Origin of the sequence: Pseudomonas azadiae (assembly GCF_019145355.1) — a bacterium.
GTDB classification, from domain to species: domain Bacteria; phylum Pseudomonadota; class Gammaproteobacteria; order Pseudomonadales; family Pseudomonadaceae; genus Aquipseudomonas; species Aquipseudomonas azadiae.
Map to the genome: position 1 here is coordinate 3,184,982 of NZ_JAHSTY010000001.1, position 22,208 is coordinate 3,207,189.

The following is a 22,208-nucleotide window of genomic DNA, read 5'->3' on the forward strand; positions in this document are numbered from 1 at the left end:
CATTTTGTCATCAATTCAGATACCCAGACCTATGACTGATCTACCGGATACCGACTTCACCCAACGCTTCATTTTCGACGAGAACGACGCCCGCGGCGAACTCGTCTCCCTGGAGCGCAGCTATGCCGAAGTCCTCGCCAAGCACGCCTATCCGGAGCCGGTCGCGCAACTGCTCGGTGAGTTGATGGCGGCGGCTGCGTTGCTGGTAGGCACGATGAAATTCGACGGTTTGCTGATCCTGCAGGCGCGGTCCGAAGGCCCTGTGCCGATGCTGATGATCGAGTGCTCCAGCGAGCGTGAAATCCGCGGCCTGGCCCGCTACGACGCCGAGCGGATCGCGCCTGACGCAACGTTGTCCGACCTGATGGCCGACGGTGTGCTGGCAATCACGGTCGACCCGACGGAAGGCCAGCGCTACCAGGGCATCGTCGACCTCGACGGCGACACCCTGTCGGACTGCTTCACCAACTATTTCGTGATGTCCCAGCAAGTCGGCACCAAGTTCTGGCTAAACGCCGACGGCAAGCGCGCCCGCGGCCTGCTGTTGCAGCAATTGCCGGCTGACCGCATCAAGGACGACGATGAGCGCACCGACAGCTGGCGCAAGCTGACCGCCCTGGCCGGTACCCTGACTGCCGAAGAACTGCTGGGCCTGGACAACGAAACCATCCTGCATCGGCTGTATCACGAAGAAGCCGTGCGCCTGTTCGACGAACAGGGGCTGCGCTTCAATTGCAGCTGCTCGCGCGAGCGTTCCGCCAATGCCCTGGTCAGCCTGGGCCTGGAAGATGCGCAGGAATTAGTCGTGGAACATGGCGGTCACATCGAGATCGACTGCCAGTTCTGCAACCAGCGCTACCTGTTCGATGCGGCCGATGTAGCCCAATTGTTCGCCGGCGCAGGCATCGACACCCCTTCCGACACCCGCCACTAAAACGTTTAAGCACAGGTAAATCACCTGCCAAATGCCGGATTAGAGGCGTTCTGACGGGAGGGCCCTACTCTTTTTGGGCTTTTCTGGCATAATCCGGCCCACTTTTTTCGCGGTAGTAGTGCGCAACTTTCTACTACAAAACGTTTGGAGCAACTCGGCCACAGGCCGACGGGGAACCTCATGACGCAAGCCAATAACGCCGTATACACCGATCTGAGTGTTGACGATCTGGTCAAAGAAGCCCTGCAGCGCGGTGAAGGCGTGCTTGCCGATACTGGCGCGCTGGTCGTAGAAACCGGTCACCGCACCGGCCGCTCGCCGGTCGACCGCTTCATCGTCGAAGAGCCGACTACCCAGGACGCAATCGCCTGGGGCCCGATCAACCGCAAGTTCCCGGCCGACAAGTTCGATGCCCTGTGGAGCCGCGTAGAAGCCTTCAACAACGCGCAAGAGCACTTCGTTTCCCACGTTCACGTAGGGGCTTCCGAAGACCACTACCTGGCCGTGAAAATGACCACCCAGACCGCTTGGCAGAACCTGTTCGGTCGCTGCCTGTTCATCAACCCGGCCCAGTACAACCCGGCCGGTCGTGAAGAGTGGCAAGTGCTCAACGTGGCCAACTTCGAATGCGTGCCAGAACGTGACGGCACCAACTCCGACGGTTGCGTGATCCTCAACTTCGCCCAGAAAAAAGTGCTGATCGCCGGCATGCGTTACGCCGGTGAGATGAAAAAAGCCATGTTCTCGGTGCAGAACTTCCTGCTGCCGGCCTCCGACGTACTGCCGATGCACTGCGCCGCCAACATCGGCGAAGCTGGCGACGTGACCTTGTTCTTCGGCCTGTCGGGCACCGGTAAAACCACCCTGTCCGCCGACGAAAGCCGTTACCTGATCGGTGACGATGAGCACGGTTGGGGTGAAGGCGTGGTGTTCAACATCGAAGGCGGTTGCTATGCCAAGTGCATCGACCTGTCCGAGAAGAACGAACCGGTCATCTGGAAAGCCATCAAGCACGGCGCCGTGCTGGAAAACGTCGTCATTGACGAGGCCGGGCACGCCGACTACACCAATGTCAGCCTGACCCAGAACAGCCGCGCCGCCTACCCGCTGGAACACGTTGCCAAGCGTTCCGAGAAGAACCTGGGCGGCGAGCCAAACGCGGTGATCTTCCTGACCTGCGACCTGACCGGCGTACTGCCGCCCGTGTCGATCCTCAGCGAAGAGCAAGCGGCCTACCACTTCCTGTCCGGCTACACCGCACTGGTGGGCTCGACCGAAATGGGTTCCGGCGGCGGCATCAAGTCGACCTTCTCCACCTGCTTCGGCGCACCGTTCTTTCCGCGCCCGGCCGGTGAATACGCTGAGCTGCTGATCAAGCGCATCCGCGGCTTCGGCTCCAAGGTCTACCTGGTCAACACCGGCTGGACCGGCGGCGGCTACGGCGTCGGCAAACGCTTCAACATCCCGACCACTCGCGGCGTCATTGCAGCGATCCAGAGCGGCGCGTTGATCGGTGCCGAGACCGAGCACCTTGATACCATCAATCTGGACGTGCCGTTGGCTGTGCCGGGCGTTGAGACGGGTCTGTTGAACCCACGTAATACCTGGGCCGACAAGGCTGCCTACGATGAAGCGGCGAAGGCGCTGGCCGGGTTGTTCATCGAGAACTTCAAGAAGTTTGAAGTGAGTGAGGCGATCAAGGCTGCGGGTCCTAAGTTGTAAGAACCGATCGTTGTGAAAAAGCCGCCTCTTGAGGCGGCTTTTTTGTGCGCAGCAGCTTAATGCGCGATGTGTAGAACCACGGCGCCGACCAGTACCAGCACAACCCCCAGCACCTGCACCGCCGACAAGCGTTCCTTGAAAAACACAAACCCCAGGATCGCCGCAATCCCACCTGACAACGTACTGATCACCGTCACCACCGCCACCGACCCTGTCATCGCCCCCCACGAAAAGGCCGAAAACCCGCCCAGGTTCATCAAGCTCGCGCCGGTCAATGTCGTGCAGTTTTTCAGCGGCGGGATCTTCAGGCCGTCCTTGATCTTCAACACCATCACCACCAGCACGCACAGGCCCACCAGGTAACCCAGCCACAACATGGTGATCGGCCCCAGCGCCGGCAGGGTGTAGCGGCCTTGCAGCCAGAAGCTGGTGCCATAAAGCAGCGAGGCGAGCATGGCGTAGGTGATGGAAAGGCGTGGGTTGTTGTGAGGTTCGCCGTTGTCCTTGTGGAGGCTGGAGAGGATCACGCCAATCACGCATAGGGCGATGCAGCCCAGCTGGGTCAAACTGATGTGTTCGCCGCTGGCCCAGGACAGCAATGTGGTGACCACGCCGTAGGACGTTACCAGCGGCGCGACAATGGCGGCTTTGCCGAGGGCGAAGGCCTTGGACAGGGCTAGGGCGCCGGAGACGGTGAGCAGGGCGGCAGCGATGCCCAGCAGCCAGACGCTCAGCGGCGCGTCGAGGGATTTGAACAGAAAGCTGGGGAGGATGACCAGCAGCAGGGTCATGATCAGGAAGCCGAGCGCCTGGCCGAAATAAACCGCGCGTTTAACGCCCACGGCGCGGGCGTTGAGGCCCACCAGAAAGTCCGTGCCGCCCCAGAGCAGCGCGGCCAGCAGGCCCATTGTTACGTCCATGTTCAGTCCTTATTGTGTACGCGGCTGGCCAGGTTAGCGCAGCTTCAAAATGTGGGAGCGGGCTTGCTCGCGAAGGCGGAGTGTCAGTCGCCAAAAAGGTTGGCTGATGCACCGCTTTCGCGAGCAAGCCCGCTCCCACATTTGGCCTTCAGTGAGTTCGAAAACTGTATTCGCTCAGCTGAGGTTTTCCAGCGTCTGCGTATCCCAACTGTGCGTCTTGATCGCCAGGTAGAGCATGCCGATGGTCAATGGCACCTTCTCGCCGCGCCCCTTGGCCCTGCGTTTGAGAAACACATCAAACACCGGCGGGTTGAAGTAACGATAAGTGTCGAAGTCGCCCAGGTCGAGCGCGAATTCCTGCTCCAGTGCTTCCATCAGTTGCTTGGCCTCACTGCCATCGCAGCCCAGGTCGAAGTTGATTGAGGTTTGCAGGCGAATGGTCTTGTGTTTCGGCAGGCCGATTTCTTCGTGCAGCAGTTGCAGGAGTTGCTGCATGACGGGGTCTTCGGGGAAGTTGGGGGCGAGGTTCATGGTGGGGGCACGCAGGAGTGGGGGAGGGGCATGGTTGCGTTGGAGGCGATATTTGTTTCGGGTGATCAAGAGCGCCAAGCCTATCAAGAATACGAAGACGGGTAGGAAGGGCATTCTCAGAATTATTGCTACGTAGGGTAGTAGGAACGTCAGGATAAGGCCTGTGGCGAGGAAGTTGATCGCGAAGCACTTTCTGAGCTTCGGGTTATTGATCTGGTAGTGCAGCACAACGTACACCCCCGTAAAGGCGACTATTTGAACGCAGAGATTCATGGCTTCTGACATCTCTTGGCTTCGAGAGCGAGGGTGTCCCAGCGTTTGGCCTTGATAGCTTGGTAGAGCATGCCGATGGTGAGTGGGGTTTTGCCTTCGCTGCCTCTGTCTACGTAGTGCAAATAGGCGTCGAAGCCGGGTCGTTTGAAGTAGCGGCCATTTTGGTAGTCGCCCAGTTTCATGCCCAAATCTTGCCTAAGCGCTGTGATCAGTTGCTTGGCTTCGACACTGCTGCAACCCAGATCATGGTTGATTGAGGTATTGAGGGTGACGGTAGAGTGCTTGGGCAGGCCGACATTCTCATGCAAAAGCTGAAGGAGATGGAGCATGACGGGATCGTCAGGGAAGTAAGGAGCCAGGTTCAGTGTGGGAGCAATGAGCAGTGGATGCGTGGATCTGACTCGGTTGTGACGGTTGCGGTCGAAATACAAACCCGAGCCGATCAAAATGGCACCTATTGGCAGGCTAGGCAGTTTGATTTCGTTTATCCAGTAAGGGAGCCATATTGCACAAATCAACCCTCCAGCCAATGTGGATAGGCCTAGATACTTCCTGACGTTTTGAGATTTAACTTTATTGTCGAGAGCAAAGTTCAACACGATAAAAATGATCCATTGGAGGTATTCAATCATTGAGTCAGCCTCCTAGGAATGGGACGACCAAGGCGGACATTGACCGTTGGGGGCCTATCCCGCCCTCAACCTGACCTTCAATTCCAATAATCACGTCGCCAGCGTGATAGCTGCGAATGATGCTTTTGGTGGTCAAACCCACCGAGGTGGCAACGACGTTTGCTGCTGGTTTTGAAAACGGGCGAATTGGCGCGCTGAAAGCGCCCGCTAATAATAAAGCGATGATTATCCCACGCTCATTGAGCAAATCCGCCTGTTGCCGGGTCAGCGGCTTGGCGATCACGACAGTCACCGTGCATGGCAAGTTACCAGCAAGCATTTTTTCGTAGAGATCCAGTAATCGATAGCGGACTTCGTTTGCGCTTCTACCCGCTTCTAAAAGGCAGAGGTTTGCCAACGTTTGTCGATTGGCAGGTAGAACGACAAGCCGAATCACCATAAAGGTGACGCCATAATGGCCGATGTGTTGAGTCCTTTCGATCTTCACGGGTTTTCGCCGAGACAGTTGAGAGGGTGCTATTTTCAGTCAGCTGCGGGTAACGTCTATAGAGGGTTGAGCGGGTGTTTGGATCAGTTTGGGAATGGGATGGCGCGGCGTTTGGCTGTTTCCTACAGCAGCTTCCGGTATTTATGGCTCGGCGGTGATTAGTCAGTAAGAGCTAGTCAATTGTGGTAGGTCGGGCTTGCCCGCGATGACGGTGGATCAGGTATGAAGATGTCGCCTAATGCTCCGCTATCGCAGGCAAGCCAGCTCCCACAGGGTTAGCTGTATGTCTGGCCAGTTTGTGTTGGATGGTGGGTCGCCGGTTGCAGCTGTACGTGTTGTGCGGCTTCCAGCAAATCACAGCCGTCCTGAACCAGCAGGTACAGGGCATTGATAATGTGGGAAATGTCTTTGAGGTCGGCGTGTTCGAAGGTCAGGCAGGAGAAAGTTTCGAGCAGGTCCGTGGCTGCGCGGATGCGTTGATGGGCGGCGGACTGGATGTCTTCGGCTTTGGCTTCGGTGTCGATGACAAGTGGGTGGCTGTCGGTGAAGTTGGTGCGCAGAAGGCGATAGCGATTGGTAGGGAAGTTAGGCTTTGTCATGGCAGAGTTCCAGTACAGATTCAAAGAAATACGCCAAACGAGTTGGCACGTTTGTCTCTGCTGTTTTTCGGGTGACCAAACCCGGTCGCTGATTTGGCAGCGACGGAACGAACCTTAGAAGTGAGTGTGTTTCCGGGCAATAAACAGATGGTTTAACCGTTCATAGCGTCTGATCGTTCCCACACTTCTGCGTGGGAATGCATCCCGTGACGCTCTGCGTCACCCATCCTGAGGTTCAGGCCGTGCACTGATGGAGGTGTCGAGTTCGCAAGGCAGGTACCTGGCAAGGACCGTGGCTCTGGTTGGCAGCGCATTGTCGACATCGGACGGTTTGGTGTCGAAGCCTGCCAGACGCAAGCTGGCGAGATAGTTGGAGCGTTGGATCTGCTTGTAGTAAGCCTGTTTCTGCTTAAACGTCATCTCTTCCACGGCGCAGTTCTCCAAGACAAAGGCTGGTTTCATCGTGCAGTCAGTGTTCGCTATAACCACGTCACATTTCTTATAAAAAATCCGCCAGCGCTCCGAATTCAGCGTATGTTTCACCGCAAAATCTTGTAGGGCGATTCCGCCCGTTACTTAAAGGGAGTTGAGCATGGGTTTGCTGCGTGTTGCTTCGGCGATGTCTTTGTGTGCGGTGGCTTTTTCGGTCCAGGCCGAGCAATTGCCGATTGAGGTGCTCAGCGCGGTAGTCAAGGACCAGAAAATCGCCGACGCCGAAGTGCTGTTGCAACGTAACGGCGCACAGAACGTAGTGGGCCGCACCAATGCCCAAGGCCAGGTGACGCTCACCAGCGAAGCCGCTGATGATGCCACCAGCCTGCTGATCATCAAGAAGCCCGGCTACTCCAATCTGGTGGTGAAGTGCCCGTGCAAAGGCATGACCTACGCCATCAGCCCGGTGATGGAAAACCTCGACGGCCTGCGCGTGGTGCTGAGCTGGGGCAAAACCCCGGACGACCTCGACTCCCATATGATTTTTCCCGGCAACAACATCTACTTCGAAAATCAAAAGGGCGACGACGCCGAGCTGGACGTGGATGACACCGACAGCTACGGCCCGGAAACCATCACCCTGCAGAAGAAGCACTACGGCGAAAGCTACGTCTACGCCGTGCATGACTACAGCAACGGTGACAATCCAGGTTCGCGCCAACTGTCCAACAGCGAAGCCAAGGTGTTCGTGTACATGGGCCAGTCCCTGGTGCGCACTTACTACGTGCCGAAAAACCGCAGCGGTAACCTGTGGACCGTGTTCCGCATGACCGGCAGTGGCGACTTCCAGGACATCAACACCTTCAACGGCGTGACGGTGGATGCTGCGAATGTGCTCAATGAAGTCAAACCGTTACTGGATGACAGTGTTGCGGTGACGGCTGTCGCGGTCAGCTCTTCGGCCCAAACCGATGCGAAACGTCTGAACGTTCAAGGCGAAGCGGCCTACCAAGCGGGGAACCTTGACCAGGCCATCGACCTGTTCCGCCAGGCCATCGAGCTGGACAATGGCTTCGGCAAGGCCTACGGCAATCTGGGCTTGGCGTATCAGAAGGCTGGCAATACTGCCGAGTCGATCTGGGCCAACCGCAAGGCCATCGCCCTGGCAACCGGCGCGAACGCCGCGACCGTACGGGCTGGCGCCTACTACAACATCGCGCGTATCTACGAAGCGGCGGGGCAGTTTGCCGATGCGTTGCGTCATTACCAGTTGGCCAAGGAACAGAAGGCTAATCCGGTGTACGACACGGCGATCGAGCGGGTGCAGAACCGCTGATCCTGCATGGATGGAACTCCAACCTGTGGGAGCGGGCTTGCTCGCGAAAGCGGTGTGTCAGTTGGCGGATTTATAGCTGACACACCGCCTTCGCGAGCAAGCCCGCTCCCACATTTGGATCTGTGGTCTTCCTGCTATTGCTTTGGAATATTCCTACTTCGGCCCTGGGCCATCCCCCAGTCTGTGTATCATCCTGTCTCTTTTTTTCATGCGACCTTTCTCGATTCGCTGAGATTTGCGGGCTATGTTTTTGAGCCAACTCAGCGGTCAATGGAGTGACAGCCTATGCACGACACCCTCCAGCAGGTCTTTGGTTATCCACAGTTTCGTTTGGGCCAGGAAGAAACGGTCAGCGCCGTACTGGCCGGTCGTTCGGCGGCGGCGATTTTTCCGACCGGGTCGGGCAAGTCCCTGTGTTACCAGCTTTCGGCAGTTTTGTTGCCGCACCTGACGCTGGTGGTGTCGCCGCTGCTGGCGTTGATGCAGGACCAGCTTGGCTTTTTGCAGCGTCATGGTATTTCGGCGGGCAGTATCGATTCGGCCCAAAGCCGCGAGGACGCCAACGACGTGATGGCGCGCGCTCGCTCCGGTGAGCTGAAGATCCTGATGATTTCGGTGGAGCGCTTGAAGAACGAGCGCTTTCGCAACTTCCTCCAAAGCGTGCAGATCTCGTTGCTGGTGGTGGACGAGGCACACTGTATTTCCGAGTGGGGCCACAACTTCCGTCCGGACTACCTGAAGCTGCCGGACTACCAACGCCAGTTCAATATCCCGCAAGCGTTGCTGTTGACGGCTACGGCGACGCCCAAGGTGATTGCCGACATGCAGGCGAAGTTCGCCATTGCGCCGGACGATGTCGTCACCACGGGCTTCTACCGGCCCAACCTGAACCTGTTGGTCGAGCCGGTCAGCGGTGTGGACAAGCGCCGGCGCCTGGTGCAATGGATGAACGAGCGGGCCAACCAGCCCAGCATCGTCTACGTCACCCTGCAGAAAACCGCCGAGCAGATTGCCGAACACCTGAACCGCAATGGCATCCAGGCCGAGGCCTATCACGCCGGGCTGCCACACGATAAACGCGAGGGTATCCAGCAACGCTTCATGGGTGGGCGCTCCAGTTGCATCGTCGCCACCATCGCGTTTGGCATGGGCATCGATAAAAGTGATATCCGCAATGTGGTGCACTTCGACCTGCCCAAATCCATCGAAAACTACAGCCAGGAAATCGGTCGTGCGGGGCGTGATGGGCAGCCGTCCGACTGTCTGGTGTTGGCCAACCGCGACAGCCTCAATGTGCTGGAAAACTTCGTATACGGCGACACGCCGGAACAGGAAGGCATTCGCCGTGTGCTGGAAGAACTGCAGGCAGCACGCAGTAAGGGCCAGTGGGAGTTTTTGCTCAGGTCGTTGTCGGACCACAGCAACATTCGCGAGCTGCCGTTGAAGACGCTGCTGGTGCAGTTGGAGCTCAAGGGCGTGATCGCGCCGCGCTACGCGTTTTATGCCGAATACCGCTTCAAGTACCTTGTTGAACCCGAGGCCTTGCTCGCCCGTTTCTCCGGCGAGCGGCAGCAATTTGTCGCGGCGATCATCCAGGTGTGCAAACGCGCAAAAACCTGGGCAACGGTGGATTTCGACGCGCTGTATCAGCAGCACAATGCCGAGCGCAACCGGGTGGTAAAGGCGCTGGATTACTTCCAGGAGCAGGGCCTGATCGAGCTGGAAAGCAAGCAGATGACCGAGGTCTACAGCCTGCTGAACACCGATTTCGATGCGCAGGTATTGAGCGTCGAGTTATACACAGGCTTCAAGCAACACGAGGTGACGGAGGTGGCGCGCATTCACGCCATGCTCGATTTGTTCGCCACTGAGCGCTGCCTTGGGCAACGTCTTGCAGCGTATTTTGGCGATGCAAACGCGCCGCAGCGTTGCGGGCACTGCTCGGTGTGCCATGGGCATGTAGCGCACTTGCCGCCGCCGCCAAGCTTGCCGCCGCTTGTGGATAAAAACTTCATGGGGCTGTGCGGTGATTTTATCCACAGGCATCATGAGCACAACGGTGAGTTGCCCGGCGCCGAACGCTTGACGCGGTTTCTGGGTGGTATCAGCGTGCCGTTGTTCACCAAATTGAAGGCGCGGGGCATTCCCGGTTTCGCTGCACTGGAAGACTACCCCTACGCCGAGGTGCGCGACTGGGCCGAGGCCCATTTGAATGATCTGTAAACCCACTTTCACCCGAGGTGCCCATGCCTGACTCAGTGCCACAACGTGCCGACTACCCTCACTTCCAGCCGATCATCACGCGCTGGCACGATAACGACGTGTACGGCCATGTGAACAACGTGACCTACTACAGCTTTTTCGACACGGCAGTGAATACCTACCTGATCGAACAGGGTGGGTTGGATATTCATGACGGTGAAGTGGTGGGGTTTGTGGTGAGTTCGGCGTGTGATTATTTCGCGTCGATCGCGTTTCCCGAGCGCATCGAAATCGGCTTGCGGGTGGGCAAGTTGGGCAACAGTTCAGTGCAGTATGAATTGGCGGTGTTCAAGGCCGGCGAGGAAGAGGCCTGTGCGGCGGGGCGCTTTGTGCATGTGTTTGTGAACAGGGCAACGAACCAGCCGGTGACGATTCCAGGGGTGTTGCGCGAGGCGTTGCAGCGGTTGGTGGTGTGACTCGGTCTCGCAAACATCGCATAACCAAATGTGGGAGCGGGCTTGCTCGCGAAAGCGGTGTTTCAGTCACCAGCTGTATTGACTGAACCATCGTATTCGCGAGCAAGCCCGCTCCCACACAAGCCCGCTCCCACAGGGAGATGTGGTGGTCCTCAGAGCTTACCGGTGACGGTAGTGATGCTTGTTCTTGCGGTGCCCATAGGCGTGCCCGCGCCCACGGTGATCATCGCGGTCATAGCGACGGTTATCGCGGCCACGATAACGGCGATCATCGTCATCGCTCTTGTTGCCCATATAGTTGCCCAGCGCACCACCTGCGCCACCGCCGGCGGCTGCGCCGATCAGGCTGCCGGTGTTGCCGCCCATGCTGCGGCCTACCACGTTGCCGCCCGCTGCGCCCAATGCGCCGCCAATGGCGGCTTCGCCGCGGCTACGTTTGTCCGCACCCACCGCACTGCCGCCCGCGCCGCCCAGGGCCGCGCCGATAGCCGAGCCGGTGTTGCCGCCGATCTGCTGGCCGACAACCGAGCCCAGAACCCCGCCCAATGCGCCGCCTACACCGGCTTCGGTGGTGCCACCGGCCATGGCTGCGCCACTGACCAGGCCAAGGGACAACAAGAGAATCGAGGAGAACTTCATTAAGGGAAACCTCAAGGGATGACGGCGCGATCCTGAGGCTGGGCGCAGATTGTGACAATAGAAATCCGACCAGTAGCACGACTTGTACACAATTCGCTAACTTACTGTTTTAGTTGAGGAACTTAAGTCGATTTCGCCAGTCTCTATCTACTTCGGAACGGCCGCTTTTATGCAAAAGCGGCCTTTTTTGTGCCCGGATTTCCGTCAGGCCGAGCGGGCCATGATCAAGCCATTGTCACTTGCCGCTTCCAGGCGAATCGCCACGAACTTCGACGTCGGCGTATGGCTGCCATCTCCCGTGCTTTCCAGCGGCACCAGTGGGTTCACTTCCGGGTAATAAGCCGCCGCCTGCCCCGCCGGAATATCAAACGCCAGCAAGGTGAAGCCCTTCACCCGGCGCTCACGACCGTCCTCCCACAGCGACACGATATCGGCCTTCTGCCCCGGCTTGAAGCCCAGGCGAATGATGTCGGCTTCGTTGACGAACAGCACGTCACGTTGGCCCTTGACCCCACGGTAGCGGTCGTCCAGGCCATAAATGGTGGTGTTGTACTGATCGTGGGAACGCATCGATTGCATGATCAAGTCCGGCACGCGGCCCGTGGCGTGGGTGCGTTCGTGGATCAGATCCTTGGGCAGGATGTTCGGGCGGAAGTTGGCGCGGCCCGATGGCGTGTTCCAGCGGCGCGCACCCGCGGAGTTGCCCAGGTAGAAACCGCCCGGGTTTTTGATCTTCTCGTTGAAGTCCTTGAAGCCTGGAATGGTGTCGGCGATCAGCTCGCGAATGCGCCCGTAATCGGCCACCAGCCAGTTCCAATCCACCGGTTTGCTGCCCAGGGTGGCGGCGGCGATGCCGGCCACAATCGCAGGCTCCGATTTCATCAGCTTCGACAGTGGCTGCAGTTGGCCGTTGGAACCGTGGACCATGCTGAACGAGTCTTCCACCGTCACCGCTTGCGGGCCGTCGGCCTGGATGTCGATGTCGGTACGGCCCAGGCACGGCAGGATCAGCGCGTCTTTGCCGTGCATCAGGTGGCTGCGGTTGAGCTTGGTGCTGATCTGCACCGTCAGGTCGCAGTTGCGCAGCGCTTCGAAGGTGCGCGTGCTGTCCGGCGTGGCTTGGGCGAAGTTGCCACCCAGGCCGATAAACACCTTGGAGCGGCCGTCGAGCATGGCGTGAATCGCTTCCACCACGTTGTGGCCGTTGGTGCGCGGCACCTGGAACTGGAAGCGACGCTCCAGGGCGTCGAGGAAGGCCACCGGTGGGCGTTCGTTGATGCCCATGGTGCGGTCGCCCTGCACGTTACTGTGGCCACGCACCGGGCACAGGCCGGCGCCCGGGCGGCCGATGTTGCCGCGCAGCAGCATCAGGTTGGCGATTTCCTGGATGGTCGGCACCGAGTGACGATGCTGGGTGATGCCCATCGCCCAGCACATGATCACGTTCTTACCTTTGGCGTACATGCGCGCCGCCTGCTCGATTTCGACCAGGCTCAGGCCGGACTGCGCGACGATTTCATCCCACGAGGTGTCGTCGATCTGGCCCAGATAGTCGAGGACGTTGACGGTGTGTTCATTGAGGAAGTCGTGGTCGAACACGGCCTCTGTGCCTTCGGCCTGGGCCTGGCGTTCCCACAGCAGCAGGAACTTGGCCATGCCACGCAGGATGGCCATGTCGCCACCCAATGCCGGGCGGAAGTACGCAGTGTTGGTCGGCTTGTCACCGTTGGTGAGCATTTCAAGCGGATGCTGCGGATGCTGGAAGCGTTCCAGGCCGCGCTCTTTCAGCGGGTTGATGCACACCACCTGGGCGCCGCGTTTAACCGCTTCGCGCAGCGGTTCGAGCATGCGCGGGTGGTTAGTGCCGGGGTTCTGGCCCCAGACGAAAATCGCGTCGGCATGTTCGAAGTCATCAAAGGTCACGGTGCCTTTACCGACGCCCACGCTTTGCGCGAGGGCGACGCCGCTGGCCTCGTGGCACATGTTCGAGCAGTCCGGGAAATTGTTGGTGCCGAAGGCGCGCACGAACAGCTGATACAGGTACGCCGCTTCGTTGCTGGCGCGACCCGAGGTGTAGAACTCGGCCATGTCCGGGCTGGGCAGGGCGTTGAGGTGCTTGCCGATCAGGTCGAACGCCGCTTCCCAGCTGATGGGCGTGTAGCGGTCGGTTTGCGCGTCGTAGCGCATCGGCTCGGTCAGGCGGCCCTGGTATTCCAGCCAATAGTCGCTCTGTTCGATCAAGGCGGTGACGCTGTGTTTGGCGAAGAACGCGGCATCCACACGGCGCTTGGTGGCTTCCCAGTTTACGGCCTTCGCGCCGTTTTCGCAGAACTTGACCATGCCGCTTTCCGGCGAGTCGCCCCAGGCGCAGCCGGGGCAGTCGAAGCCGCCGTTCTGGTTGGTCTTGAGCATCATGCGCAGGTTTTTCAGCGCGTTGTCGCTGGTCAGCCAGGCGTGCGCCACGCTGATCAGCGCGCCCCAGCCGCCTGCCGGGCCTTTATACGGCTTGTAGCGCGGGGTCGGGGTTTGGTCGGCTTGATGATGATTGCTCACGGCTGGTTCTCCATCGCAGGGCTGTAGACCCGCGGCGCACTTTTCTGCGGCAGGTGGATGAGATTGAGGTTGTGCCGGCGCGCCCATTGCAGGGCCAGGCCGGTGGGCGACGACAGGCTGACCAGGGTCTGGATGCCCGCACGCAGGACTTTCTGGATCAATTCGAGGCTGCAACGACTGGTGACAATCGCCAGGCCGCCTTCGGTGGGAATCTGTTGGCGGATCAGTGCGCCGATCAATTTATCCAGGGCGTTGTGCCGGCCGATGTCTTCGCGGCCCAGTAATAACTCCCCCTGACCGTTCATAAAGACGGCCGCGTGCACGGCGCCGCTGTGCTGGCCCAGCGGTTGGAACGCGCTGATGCGCTGGCGTAGGCCGTCCAGCCATTGCGCCGGAGGCAACGGAGCGCCGGGCAATACCTCAAGGTCTGGCAACGCTTGCTCCACCGCTTCGACGCCGCACAGGCCGCAACCGCTGGTGCCGGCCAGTTGGCGGCGTTGCTGCTTAAGGCTCCAGAACGCACGGCTGGAAATCTGCACCTGGGCATACTGGGCAGAGCCCGAGCCACTGAGCTTGAGGTCATAGATGTCGCTGACGTCGGCAATAATTCCGCTGCCGAGGCTGAAACCGACAATAAAATCTTCAAGATCCGTCGGCGTCACCAACATCACCGCCTGGCTGATGTCGTTATAGGCAATCGCCAACGCCACTTCTTCCGCCAAGGCTGTGCTGGCAGATTCTGCGTGATCGAGACTGCAATAGTGGTAGCTCTGGCTGGCGGCGGGCGCAGGCGTTTCAACAGCGGGCGCCGCGCAGGTTGGGCGCTTGGCGTTCATGGGGCAATACTACCGACGGATTGATCAGTGTTTAGACTAGGCGCGACAAAGCGTCGCGTCTAATCGCCAGTACTGATCTACCGATAGATGACGTCGATCAAGGCGCAGTTTGCGATTTCTGATACAGCGCAAAACACGCTTCCGCCAACGCTGAGCGCGGCGCGCTGCGACGCATGATCAGCCCCAGGCGCGCGAGGGTCTGGGCGTTTTCAATCGGCTGCAGACGCAAGTGCTCGGTGAGCGCATCCAGCCCGCCGTCCAGCGGCATCACCGCGCAGCAAAGTCCGCCATGCACGGCTTGTAATAACTGATGGACGGCATCGGTCTGCAGCAGCGGCTGCGGGTGGAGGCCGCGGCTGTGGAAGTTATGGTCGATGGATTGGCGAAAGTGCATGCCGCTGGTGAGCATGCCCAGAGGCAGTTCAATCAACGCTTCCCAGCTCAGCGGCGTATCACCGAAGCTGAAGAAGCGCTGGTCGTAGAGCAAGCCCATGCGCGTTTCGCCCAGGGCCAGCGAGTCGAAGCGCTCGTTGTCCAGGCGCTCCAGATAGGACACGCCCAGGTCCAGTCGATTGCTCGCCAGTTGCTCCAGAATCTGCTCGGAGCTGAGGGCCGACAGCTCGAAGCGCAGGCTGGGGTGCTCTTTATGCAGCTGCTGCATCAGCGCCAAAGGATCGAAACTCGACAGCGGCACCACACCCAGGCGCAACGTCCCTACCAGATTGCCACGACACGCCGCCGCCTCGGCCTGCAAGCCGTCATAGGCCGCCAGCACCGTACGCGCCCACGCCAGCACCCGTTCGCCGGGCGCGGTAAAGCCTTCAAAGCGCTGGCCGCGATTGACCAGCGGCAAATCCAACTCTTCTTCAAGGCTGCGCAGGCGCATGGATAACGTCGGCTGGGTGATATGACAACGCGCCGCCGCCTGGCCGAAGTGACGGGTTTCGTCGAGGGCGATGAGGAATTTCAGCTGTTTGATGTCCATCTTCGCTCCAGGGCTTATTCCAATGGCGGGGGGATTCTAGCGCGTTTGCGTCTTTGCCCGGGCCGGAACCCAAGTCCACAGGACTGGTCTAGTCTTTGGCATCAGGAACTCACATACCAAGGAGAGCGCACCATGAGTCTTTTAAGCTTTGTTAAGGAAGCCGGCGAGAAATTGATCGACCTGCTGACGCCGGGTAATGCGAACGCCAGTGAGCAGTTGAAGGAACACGTGGCCAAAGTGGGTCTGGGTAATCCGAATGTGCAGACCACGGTGGAGGGCGACAAGGTCACCGTGACCGGTGAAGTCGCCACGCAAGAGGAGAAAGAGAAGATTCTGCTGGCGCTGGGCAATATCGCCGGTGTGGCCAGTGTGGATGACCAGATCACTGTAACGGGGCCGGCTGTGGAGGCTGCGACTTTTGTAGTGGTGAAAAAGGGCGACACGCTGAGTGCTATTTCTCTCTCGGTGTACGGTAACGCCAATCTGTATAACAAGATTTTCGAGGCGAACAAGCCGCTGTTGTCCCATCCGGACAAGATCTATCCAGGCCAGACGCTGCGTATTCCCAAGTAATACGAAGGCCTAAATGTGGGAGCGGGCTTGCTCGGGAAAGCGGTGGACCAGTCACCCAATATATTGACTGACACACTGCTTTCGCGAGCAAGCCCGCTCCCACATTGGGTTAGAGTCCGACAATGAGATCTCGGTAATCACCAACCGCTGCGAATTCAGCTGTGTCCTTGGGCCCTTTCTTACTATCCGGCTCTTTCACCGCCAGCAAATGCCCCACGCCAAAATCCCGTGCACTGCGCAGGATCGGCAAGGTGTCGTCGATAAACAGGCTGCGCGCCGGATCGAAGCCGATGTCGGCTTGCAGGGCATCCCAGAACTGCGGGTTTTCCTTGGCGAAGCCGTAATCATGGGAGCTGATCAATCGTTCGAAATACGGCGCCAATTCAATGCGTTCCAGCTTCAATGACAGCGAATCACGATGAGCATTGGTGATCAGGATCACGCGCTTGCCGGCCTTTTTGACCGCCGCCAGAAACGTATCGGCGTCGGGGCGCAGGGCGATCAGGTGGGCGGTCTCCAGCTTGAGTTCGCGCACCGGGATGTTCAGTTCCGTGCTCCAGAAATCCAGGCAATACCATTGCAACTGTCCGGCGTTACGCTCGAACAGCGGTTGCAACTCCATCTCGGCCATGGCGCGGCTTACCCCGTGCAGCTCGGCGTAACGCTGGGGCAGGTGCTCCATCCAGAAGTGGTTGTCGTAATGCAGGTCGAGCAGGGTGCCGTCCATGTCCAGCAGGACGGTATCGATGGCGTGCCAGGGCAAAGAGGGCATGGGGTGTTCTCATGTAAGTAAAGATATCCGACACAGACAATCGGAAAAGCCACGGTATAGTAACCCGATCACGCCAAGGAGCCGCTTATGCGCCAGAAACCCACCGTCCTCGCTCGCGAAATAGTCGCCAGTAGCCGTTTGTTCCGCGTGGAGGAAGTGCAATTGCGCTTTTCCAATGGCGTTGAACGGACCTACGAGCGCCTGGTGGGCCGCGGTGCCGGCTATGGCGCGGTGATGATCGTGGCGATGATCGATACGGACCATGCGTTGCTGGTGGAAGAGTACTGCGGCGGGACCGACGAATATGAAGTGTCCTTGCCCAAGGGCCTGATCGAACCTGGCGAGGACGTGCTGGCGGCGGCGAACCGCGAACTCAAGGAAGAGGCCGGCTACGGCGCGCGGCAGTTGGAGCACCTCACTGAGCTCTCGCTGTCGCCTGGCTACATGAGTCAGAAAATCCAGGTGGTATTGGCCACCGACCTCTATGAAGAACGCCTTGAAGGCGATGAGCCTGAGCCGATGCGTGTGGAGCGGGTGAACCTGCGTGAGCTGTCGATGCTCGCGCAAAACGCGCAATTCAGCGAAGGCCGCGCCCTGGCCGCGCTGTACCTGGTACGAGACCTGTTGATCCAGCGAGGAGCGTTTAGCGCATGAGCGAACTGTTTCTGGGCCACCCGTTTATAGCCCCTGTGATTGAGCTGGCACGCCAGGCCGGCGAAGTGATAATGCCGTACTGGCGAGCCGACGTGGCCGTGACCTCCAAGGCGGACGATTCGCCGGTAACAGCGGCTGACCTGGCGGCTCATCATCTGATCCTGGCGGGCTTGACCGCGCTGGATCCGAGCATTGCGGTGTTGTCCGAGGAGGATGCCGACATCGACCAGAGCGTGCGCGCCGGCTGGCAACGCTGGTGGTTGGTGGACCCGCTGGATGGCACCAAGGAATTTATCGCCGGCAGCGAAGAATTTACCGTCAACATCGCCCTGATCGAGCAGGGCCGCGTGGTGTTCGGCGTGGTCTCGATGCCTACCAGTGGCCGCTGCTACTTCGGTGGCGCGGGTCTGGGTGCCTGGCGCTCCGATGTGAATGAAGCGCCCAAGCAGATTCAAGTGCGCGAAGCGCCGGCCGCTGGCGAGTCATTTACCGTGGTGGCCAGTCGTCGGCATACCAGCCCGGAGCAGGAGCGTTTGCTCGATGGGTTGAGCGAGGGTCTGGGCGCGTTGAAGCTGGCCAATATTGGCAGTTCCTTGAAGTTCTGCCTGTTGGCCGAGGGCAGTGCCGATTGTTATCCGCGTCTGGCGCCGACTTCACAATGGGACACGGCAGCCGCCCAGGGCGTGCTGGAAGGCGCGGGCGGCGAAGTGCTGGAGTTGAGCGGCGAGCCGTTCAGCTACCCGGCGCGGGAATCGTTGTTGAATCCGTTCTTTTTGGCGTTGCCGGCGAAGGCGGTGTGGCGTGAAAGGTTGCTGAGCCTGGCGCGTTCCTGAGTCCAACATAAACCTCATGTGGGAGCTGGCTTGCCTGCGATAGCGGTCTGACAGTCACAGTCTCAGTGACTGATACTCCGCTATCGCAGGCAAGCCAGCTCCCACATTTAGTTTTGTGTGGTGGTTGCTAGCGGTGCAGGACGTATTGGCCGCTGAAGGCCACGGCCTTCTCCTCACTGCCCTCATTCACTATCCACGTTGCCAACACCAGCCGTGCTCGGCCATAGCGCTTGTAGGTCGCCAAAAAGCGCTTCCACAGCTTTTCCTCGGGCGCCGCGCAAATGGCCGTGGCATCCCGCGTCACCGGCAGCGGATAACTGATCTGCCCCTCCTGGATCACAATATGCCCGTCTTCAATCCCCTCTTCGCGCAACTGCAAATGCAGCCAGCCCCAACCCGCCAGCACCGCGCCGCAATACAGGCTGCCGCCGAACATGGTGCTCTTGTGGTTGATATTGGCTTGCAAGGGCAGGTGCAGCTGCAATTGGCCGTGGTGCCAGTCGAGCACCTTGAGGCCCATTTCTCGGGTGAGGGGGATGTCGTGGTGCAGGATGGATTCCAGGTAACGGCTGTCGCGGCTCATGGCGGCCTCTTGGCGGGTGGGAGCGGTCATTCGTCATCGCCGCTTTGGTTGGCGAAGTTCAGGCCATGCTTGCGCAGTTTGTCATGCAGCGTCTTGCGCGGTACGCCCAAGGCTTCGGCCAGGCTGCGCATGGAACTGTGCGGGCGGGTCAACTCGGCGGCGATCAGGCTCTTTTCGAACTGCTCGACCTGTTCGCTCAGACCGCCCTGCGTGGAGGTCAGCACACCGGCCGAAGGATTGTCCGGGGTAGCGTCCAAGGCCAGCTCCAGGCCCAGGGCGAAGCGTTCGGCTGCGTTCTGCAATTCACGCACATTGCCCGGCCAGCTGTGGCGCAGCAGCAACGCGCGCTGGCCAGGTTGCAGTTCATGCAGCGGCAGGCCGTGGCGGCTGCTGGCCTCATCGGCGAAGTGCTGGAACAGCATCAACGCATCTTCGCCGCGCTCGCGCAGCGGTGGAATGCGCAACGGTGCGACGTTGAGGCGGTAATACAAGTCGGCGCGGAAGCGGCCCTGGTCGGCGGCCTGGCGCAAGTCTTCCTTGGTCGCAGCGATAATGCGGATATCCAGCGGAATCAACTGATTGCCGCCCAGGCGCTCGACCACCCGCTCCTGCAGCAGGCGCAAGAGCTTGACCTGTACATCCAGGCTCATGCTTTCGATTTCATCAAGGAACAACGTGCCGCCGTTGGCGAACTCGAACTTGCCGATACGGCGTTTCTGCGCGCCGGTAAACGCGCCCGGCTCATGCCCGAACAGCTCGCTTTCGACCACGGACTCGGCCAACGCCCCGGCGTTGATCGCCACGAACGGCCCGCTGCGCCGGCTCGACAAATCATGCAGGGCACGAGCGACGACTTCTTTGCCGGCACCGGTTTCGCCGAGGATCAGCACATCGGCGCGGGTGGCGGCCAGCGCGCCGATCTGTTCGCGCAGGCGCAGCATCTGCGGCGAGTGGCCCACCAGGCGTGTGCTCAATTGCTGGCGATCGCTGAGCGCCAGGCGCAGGCTGCGGTTGTCCAGCACCAGGCGGCGCAGGGCCAGGGCGCGGCGCACGCTGTCGAGCAGGGCGTCGCTGGCGAAAGGTTTTTCCAGGAAATCATAGGCGCCGGCGCGCATGGCCTGTACCGCCAGCGGCACGTCGCCATGGCCGGTGATCAACAGCACCGGCAGGTCCGGGTCCTGGCCGTGCAGTTCGGCCAGCAGCTCCAGCCCGTCCATGCCGGGCATGCGGATGTCGCTGACCACCACCCCAGGCCAATCCCGCGACAGACGCGCGGTCAGGCCGGCGGCTTCGCCCAGGGTAAGGACTTTCAGCCCGGCCAGGTCCAGGGTCTGGCACAGGGCCTGACGCAAGTGTGGATCGTCGTCGATCAACACCACCTGAATCTGGTTATCGATACTCATACACTGCGGTCCTCGGACGGTTGCAGACTGACGCCCGGCGAGCCGGCACGCAATTTCAAGGTTAATAGCGCGCCGCCTTCCTTGTGGTTGGCAAACAGCAATTCGCCGCCAAACGCGCGCATCAGGGTGTCACAGATCGCCAGCCCCAACCCCAGGCCCTGGGTGCGGGTCTTAGTGGTGTAAAACGGCTCGCTGGCGCGGCCCAGGGCTTCCATGCAAAAGCCCGGGCCGTTGTCGCGAATGTACAGGTTGACGCCCTGTTCGGTGGTTTGGGCACTCAGCCAGAGTTTACGCGGCGGGCCTTTTTCGGTCAGCGCGTCGAGGGCGTTGGCCAGCAGGTTGCCCAGTACCTGGCGCAAGCGCGTTTCCCCAGCCTGTACCCACAAGGTGGCCTCGGGCAAATCGCGGATCAGCTCCACCTCCATTGCCCGGCGCCGCTTGGCCAGCAACGCCAGGGCATCGTCCAGCGCCGGTTGCAGGGCCACGCTCTCCGGCGCATGCCGATCGCGGCGAGCGAAGGCGCGCAGGTGGGCGATGATCGAGGCCATGCGCCCGGTCAGTTCGCTGATCAGCTTGAGATTGCCTCGAGCATCGCTGGTGCGCTCGTGGTCGAGTAAAATTTCAGCGTTTTCCGCATAACTGCGAATCGCCGCCAGCGGCTGGTTGAGTTCGTGGCTGATACTCGCCGACATGGTGCCCAGTGCCGACAATTTGCCCGCCTGCACCAGGTCGTCCTGGGCGCGTACCAGCTCCTGCTGGGCGTGCTCGCGTTCCAATACTTCCTGTTTCAGGCGGCGGTTGAGGCCTTCCAGGTCACTGGTCCGCTCGATCACCCGCGCTTCCAGCTCGCGGCGCGCCTTGGCTTCGAAGGCGATACGGTCCAGGTAATGACGGCGGCGTTGCATCATCAAGCCCAGCAACAGCATCAACACCAGCAGAGTGGCGCCGCCCACCGCCACCACGGTGCGCACCGGACGGTTGATCAGCGAGCGCGGCGCAAGAATCTCCACGTTCCAGCCGGTCTCGGCGATGGCGGTGGATTGGCGCAGCCAGGCGCTGCTGCTCAGGCTCAGTGGCTGCGGGTCGCGGGTCGGGTAGGGCTGGATGGCGATGATGGCGCGGCGCTCTTCGGCGGTCAGCGGCCGGGTGGCGCGGAATCGCCATTGCGGGCGCGAGGTGAGAATCACCACGCCGTTATGGTCGGTGACCAGCAGTTGTTCCGGGGTGTTGCCCCACAGGCTTTCGGTGTGGTCCAGGTCGACCTTCACCACCAGCACGCCGATGATGGTATCGCCATCGCGCACGGCGGCGGCGAAGAAGTAGCCGCGTTTGGCCGAGGTGGTACCCAACCCGAAAAACCGCCCCAGGCGCCCGGCCATGGCTTCGCTGAAATAGGGCCGGAACGAGAAGTTGCGCCCGACGAAGCTGTCTTGTTTATCCCAATTGGAGGCGGCGAGGGTCTTGCCGTGGGTGTCCATCAGGTACATCACCTCAACCCCGGCCTGGGCGGCGACGTCCTTGAGCAGCAGGTTGGCGTTGACCAGGTTGGTGCTGACCTGGGGCGCGTCCAGTGCGGTGCGCAGGGCCGGCAAGTCGCCGAGGATTTGCGGCAACACTTCATAGCGGTGCAGGGTGCCGAGCAGGTTGGCGACGTACAGGTCGAGGGTCTGGCGGTTCTGCCCGGCCAGTTCGCTGCGGTAATAGCGCTCGGCCAGGTGCTCCAGCGGCCACAACAGCGGTGCCAGGCACAACGCCAACAGGGCGAGGCTGCGCCAGCGGGGTCTACGCGGGAGGGGTGGAGTCATGGGAGTCGGGCGCCTGTGGGTACAGGCG

22 protein-coding genes are annotated in these 22,208 nt (G+C 60.3%); 8 read left to right on the plus strand and 14 right to left on the minus strand.

Going from position 1 to position 22,208, the window contains the following annotated elements; all coding sequences use genetic code 11:
- Positions 1-31: 31 nt before the first annotated feature.
- Positions 32-934: an Hsp33 family molecular chaperone HslO gene (gene hslO, locus KVG91_RS14505; RefSeq protein ID WP_169378993.1), complete on the plus strand. Its 903-nt coding sequence runs from the start codon at positions 32-34 to the stop codon at positions 932-934.
- A 180-nt stretch (positions 935-1,114) separates the two neighbouring features.
- On the plus strand, positions 1,115-2,656 hold the full coding sequence (locus KVG91_RS14510; protein WP_169378992.1) for a phosphoenolpyruvate carboxykinase: 1,542 nt from the start codon (positions 1,115-1,117) through the stop codon (positions 2,654-2,656).
- 56 nt (positions 2,657-2,712) lie between these two features.
- Here KVG91_RS14510 and KVG91_RS14515 read toward each other — a convergent pair whose 3' ends face one another.
- The 6 genes from KVG91_RS14515 to KVG91_RS27985 form a co-directional block, all read right to left on the minus strand.
- Positions 2,713-3,576, minus strand: a complete 864-nt coding sequence (locus KVG91_RS14515; RefSeq protein ID WP_225926972.1) for a DMT family transporter — start codon at positions 3,574-3,576, stop codon at positions 2,713-2,715.
- Between the two features lie 174 nt (positions 3,577-3,750).
- Positions 3,751-4,107, minus strand: coding sequence for a DUF1493 family protein (locus KVG91_RS14520; RefSeq protein ID WP_169378991.1), 357 nt, complete (start codon positions 4,105-4,107; stop codon positions 3,751-3,753).
- Positions 4,108-4,376: 269 nt separating this feature from the next.
- Positions 4,377-5,012: a DUF1493 family protein gene (locus tag KVG91_RS14525; protein WP_169378990.1), complete on the minus strand. Its 636-nt coding sequence runs from the start codon at positions 5,010-5,012 to the stop codon at positions 4,377-4,379.
- A 4-nt stretch (positions 5,013-5,016) separates the two neighbouring features.
- Entirely contained in the window at positions 5,017-5,499 is a 483-nt protein-coding gene (locus KVG91_RS14530; RefSeq protein ID WP_169378989.1) for a hypothetical protein, read from the minus strand.
- Between the two features lie 275 nt (positions 5,500-5,774).
- Entirely contained in the window at positions 5,775-6,098 is a 324-nt protein-coding gene (locus tag KVG91_RS14535; protein WP_169378988.1) for a hypothetical protein, read from the minus strand.
- Positions 6,099-6,317: 219 nt separating this feature from the next.
- The gene (locus KVG91_RS27985; RefSeq protein ID WP_404822391.1) at positions 6,318-6,641 is read right to left on the minus strand and encodes a YhfG family protein; all 324 of its coding nucleotides are present in this window, start codon (positions 6,639-6,641) and stop codon (positions 6,318-6,320) included.
- 49 nt (positions 6,642-6,690) lie between these two features.
- Between KVG91_RS27985 and KVG91_RS14545 the strand changes: the two genes are divergently transcribed.
- From KVG91_RS14545 to KVG91_RS14555, 3 genes are all read left to right on the plus strand, one after another.
- Positions 6,691-7,866: a tetratricopeptide repeat protein gene (locus KVG91_RS14545; RefSeq protein WP_169378987.1), complete on the plus strand. Its 1,176-nt coding sequence runs from the start codon at positions 6,691-6,693 to the stop codon at positions 7,864-7,866.
- 285 nt (positions 7,867-8,151) lie between these two features.
- Positions 8,152-10,089, plus strand: coding sequence for a RecQ family ATP-dependent DNA helicase (locus KVG91_RS14550; protein ID WP_169378986.1), 1,938 nt, complete (start codon positions 8,152-8,154; stop codon positions 10,087-10,089).
- Between the two features lie 23 nt (positions 10,090-10,112).
- On the plus strand, positions 10,113-10,544 hold the full coding sequence (locus tag KVG91_RS14555) for an acyl-CoA thioesterase (RefSeq protein WP_169378985.1): 432 nt from the start codon (positions 10,113-10,115) through the stop codon (positions 10,542-10,544).
- 159 nt (positions 10,545-10,703) lie between these two features.
- Here the strand turns inward: KVG91_RS14555 and KVG91_RS14560 are convergent, their stop codons facing one another.
- The 4 genes from KVG91_RS14560 to KVG91_RS14575 all read right to left on the minus strand — a co-directional run bounded on the left by KVG91_RS14560 (position 10,704) and on the right by KVG91_RS14575 (position 15,557).
- Positions 10,704-11,183, minus strand: coding sequence for a glycine zipper domain-containing protein (locus KVG91_RS14560; RefSeq protein ID WP_012721700.1), 480 nt, complete (start codon positions 11,181-11,183; stop codon positions 10,704-10,706).
- Between the two features lie 204 nt (positions 11,184-11,387).
- Positions 11,388-13,736, minus strand: coding sequence for an FdhF/YdeP family oxidoreductase (locus tag KVG91_RS14565; RefSeq protein ID WP_169378984.1), 2,349 nt, complete (start codon positions 13,734-13,736; stop codon positions 11,388-11,390).
- A complete protein-coding gene (gene fdhD / locus KVG91_RS14570; RefSeq protein ID WP_169378983.1) occupies positions 13,733-14,572 on the minus strand; it encodes a formate dehydrogenase accessory sulfurtransferase FdhD in 840 nt (279 codons plus the stop codon). The genes KVG91_RS14565 and fdhD overlap by 4 nt, the downstream gene beginning before the upstream one ends.
- Before the next feature lie 97 nt (positions 14,573-14,669).
- The gene (locus KVG91_RS14575; protein WP_169378982.1) at positions 14,670-15,557 is read right to left on the minus strand and encodes a LysR family transcriptional regulator; all 888 of its coding nucleotides are present in this window, start codon (positions 15,555-15,557) and stop codon (positions 14,670-14,672) included.
- A gap of 132 nt (positions 15,558-15,689) precedes the next feature.
- On the opposite strand from KVG91_RS14575, the gene lysM reads away from it, so the two are divergent.
- On the plus strand, positions 15,690-16,130 hold the full coding sequence (lysM, locus tag KVG91_RS14580) for a peptidoglycan-binding protein LysM (protein WP_169378981.1): 441 nt from the start codon (positions 15,690-15,692) through the stop codon (positions 16,128-16,130).
- A gap of 109 nt (positions 16,131-16,239) precedes the next feature.
- On the opposite strand, the gene yrfG is transcribed toward lysM, so the two are convergent.
- Positions 16,240-16,902 (minus strand): GMP/IMP nucleotidase, encoded by a 663-nt coding sequence (gene yrfG, locus KVG91_RS14585; protein WP_169378980.1) that lies wholly within the window; start codon positions 16,900-16,902, stop codon positions 16,240-16,242.
- Positions 16,903-16,989: 87 nt separating this feature from the next.
- Between yrfG and nudE the strand changes: the two genes are divergently transcribed.
- On the plus strand, positions 16,990-17,556 hold the full coding sequence (nudE, locus tag KVG91_RS14590; RefSeq protein ID WP_169378979.1) for an ADP compounds hydrolase NudE: 567 nt from the start codon (positions 16,990-16,992) through the stop codon (positions 17,554-17,556).
- Positions 17,553-18,389, plus strand: coding sequence for a 3'(2'),5'-bisphosphate nucleotidase CysQ (cysQ, locus tag KVG91_RS14595; RefSeq protein WP_169378978.1), 837 nt, complete (start codon positions 17,553-17,555; stop codon positions 18,387-18,389). Before nudE ends, cysQ begins: the two co-directional genes overlap by 4 nt.
- Before the next feature lie 127 nt (positions 18,390-18,516).
- Here cysQ and KVG91_RS14600 read toward each other — a convergent pair whose 3' ends face one another.
- From KVG91_RS14600 to KVG91_RS14610, 3 genes are read right to left on the minus strand one after another with little or no spacing between them, the layout of a single operon-like run.
- Positions 18,517-18,972 (minus strand): YiiD C-terminal domain-containing protein, encoded by a 456-nt coding sequence (locus tag KVG91_RS14600; protein WP_169379040.1) that lies wholly within the window; start codon positions 18,970-18,972, stop codon positions 18,517-18,519.
- Positions 18,973-18,998: 26 nt separating this feature from the next.
- A complete protein-coding gene (locus tag KVG91_RS14605) occupies positions 18,999-20,375 on the minus strand; it encodes a sigma-54-dependent transcriptional regulator (protein ID WP_169378977.1) in 1,377 nt (458 codons plus the stop codon).
- Positions 20,372-22,180, minus strand: a complete 1,809-nt coding sequence (locus KVG91_RS14610) for a sensor histidine kinase (protein WP_169378976.1) — start codon at positions 22,178-22,180, stop codon at positions 20,372-20,374. Before KVG91_RS14610 ends, KVG91_RS14605 begins: the two co-directional genes overlap by 4 nt.
- Between the last annotated feature and the right edge of the window lie 28 nt (positions 22,181-22,208).

Coding starts and splice junctions, on each gene's coding strand:
- KVG91_RS14550 (WP_169378986.1), top strand. CDS start 8,152: ATGCACGACACCCTCCAGCAGGTCTTTGGTTATCCACAGTTTCGTTTG.
- KVG91_RS14515 (WP_225926972.1), bottom strand. CDS start 3,576: ATGGACGTAACAATGGGCCTGCTGGCCGCGCTGCTCTGGGGCGGCACG.
- KVG91_RS14575 (WP_169378982.1), bottom strand. CDS start 15,557: ATGGACATCAAACAGCTGAAATTCCTCATCGCCCTCGACGAAACCCGT.
- fdhD (WP_169378983.1), bottom strand. CDS start 14,572: ATGAACGCCAAGCGCCCAACCTGCGCGGCGCCCGCTGTTGAAACGCCT.
- KVG91_RS14610 (WP_169378976.1), bottom strand. CDS start 22,180: ATGACTCCACCCCTCCCGCGTAGACCCCGCTGGCGCAGCCTCGCCCTG.
- KVG91_RS14560 (WP_012721700.1), bottom strand. CDS start 11,183: ATGAAGTTCTCCTCGATTCTCTTGTTGTCCCTTGGCCTGGTCAGTGGC.
- KVG91_RS14605 (WP_169378977.1), bottom strand. CDS start 20,375: ATGAGTATCGATAACCAGATTCAGGTGGTGTTGATCGACGACGATCCA.
- yrfG (WP_169378980.1), bottom strand. CDS start 16,902: ATGCCCTCTTTGCCCTGGCACGCCATCGATACCGTCCTGCTGGACATG.
- KVG91_RS14535 (WP_169378988.1), bottom strand. CDS start 6,098: ATGACAAAGCCTAACTTCCCTACCAATCGCTATCGCCTTCTGCGCACC.
- hslO (WP_169378993.1), top strand. CDS start 32: ATGACTGATCTACCGGATACCGACTTCACCCAACGCTTCATTTTCGAC.
- KVG91_RS14510 (WP_169378992.1), top strand. CDS start 1,115: ATGACGCAAGCCAATAACGCCGTATACACCGATCTGAGTGTTGACGAT.
- KVG91_RS14600 (WP_169379040.1), bottom strand. CDS start 18,972: ATGAGCCGCGACAGCCGTTACCTGGAATCCATCCTGCACCACGACATC.
- lysM (WP_169378981.1), top strand. CDS start 15,690: ATGAGTCTTTTAAGCTTTGTTAAGGAAGCCGGCGAGAAATTGATCGAC.
- nudE (WP_169378979.1), top strand. CDS start 16,990: ATGCGCCAGAAACCCACCGTCCTCGCTCGCGAAATAGTCGCCAGTAGC.
- KVG91_RS14525 (WP_169378990.1), bottom strand. CDS start 5,012: ATGATTGAATACCTCCAATGGATCATTTTTATCGTGTTGAACTTTGCT.
- KVG91_RS14520 (WP_169378991.1), bottom strand. CDS start 4,107: ATGAACCTCGCCCCCAACTTCCCCGAAGACCCCGTCATGCAGCAACTC.
- KVG91_RS14545 (WP_169378987.1), top strand. CDS start 6,691: ATGGGTTTGCTGCGTGTTGCTTCGGCGATGTCTTTGTGTGCGGTGGCT.
- cysQ (WP_169378978.1), top strand. CDS start 17,553: ATGAGCGAACTGTTTCTGGGCCACCCGTTTATAGCCCCTGTGATTGAG.
- KVG91_RS14555 (WP_169378985.1), top strand. CDS start 10,113: ATGCCTGACTCAGTGCCACAACGTGCCGACTACCCTCACTTCCAGCCG.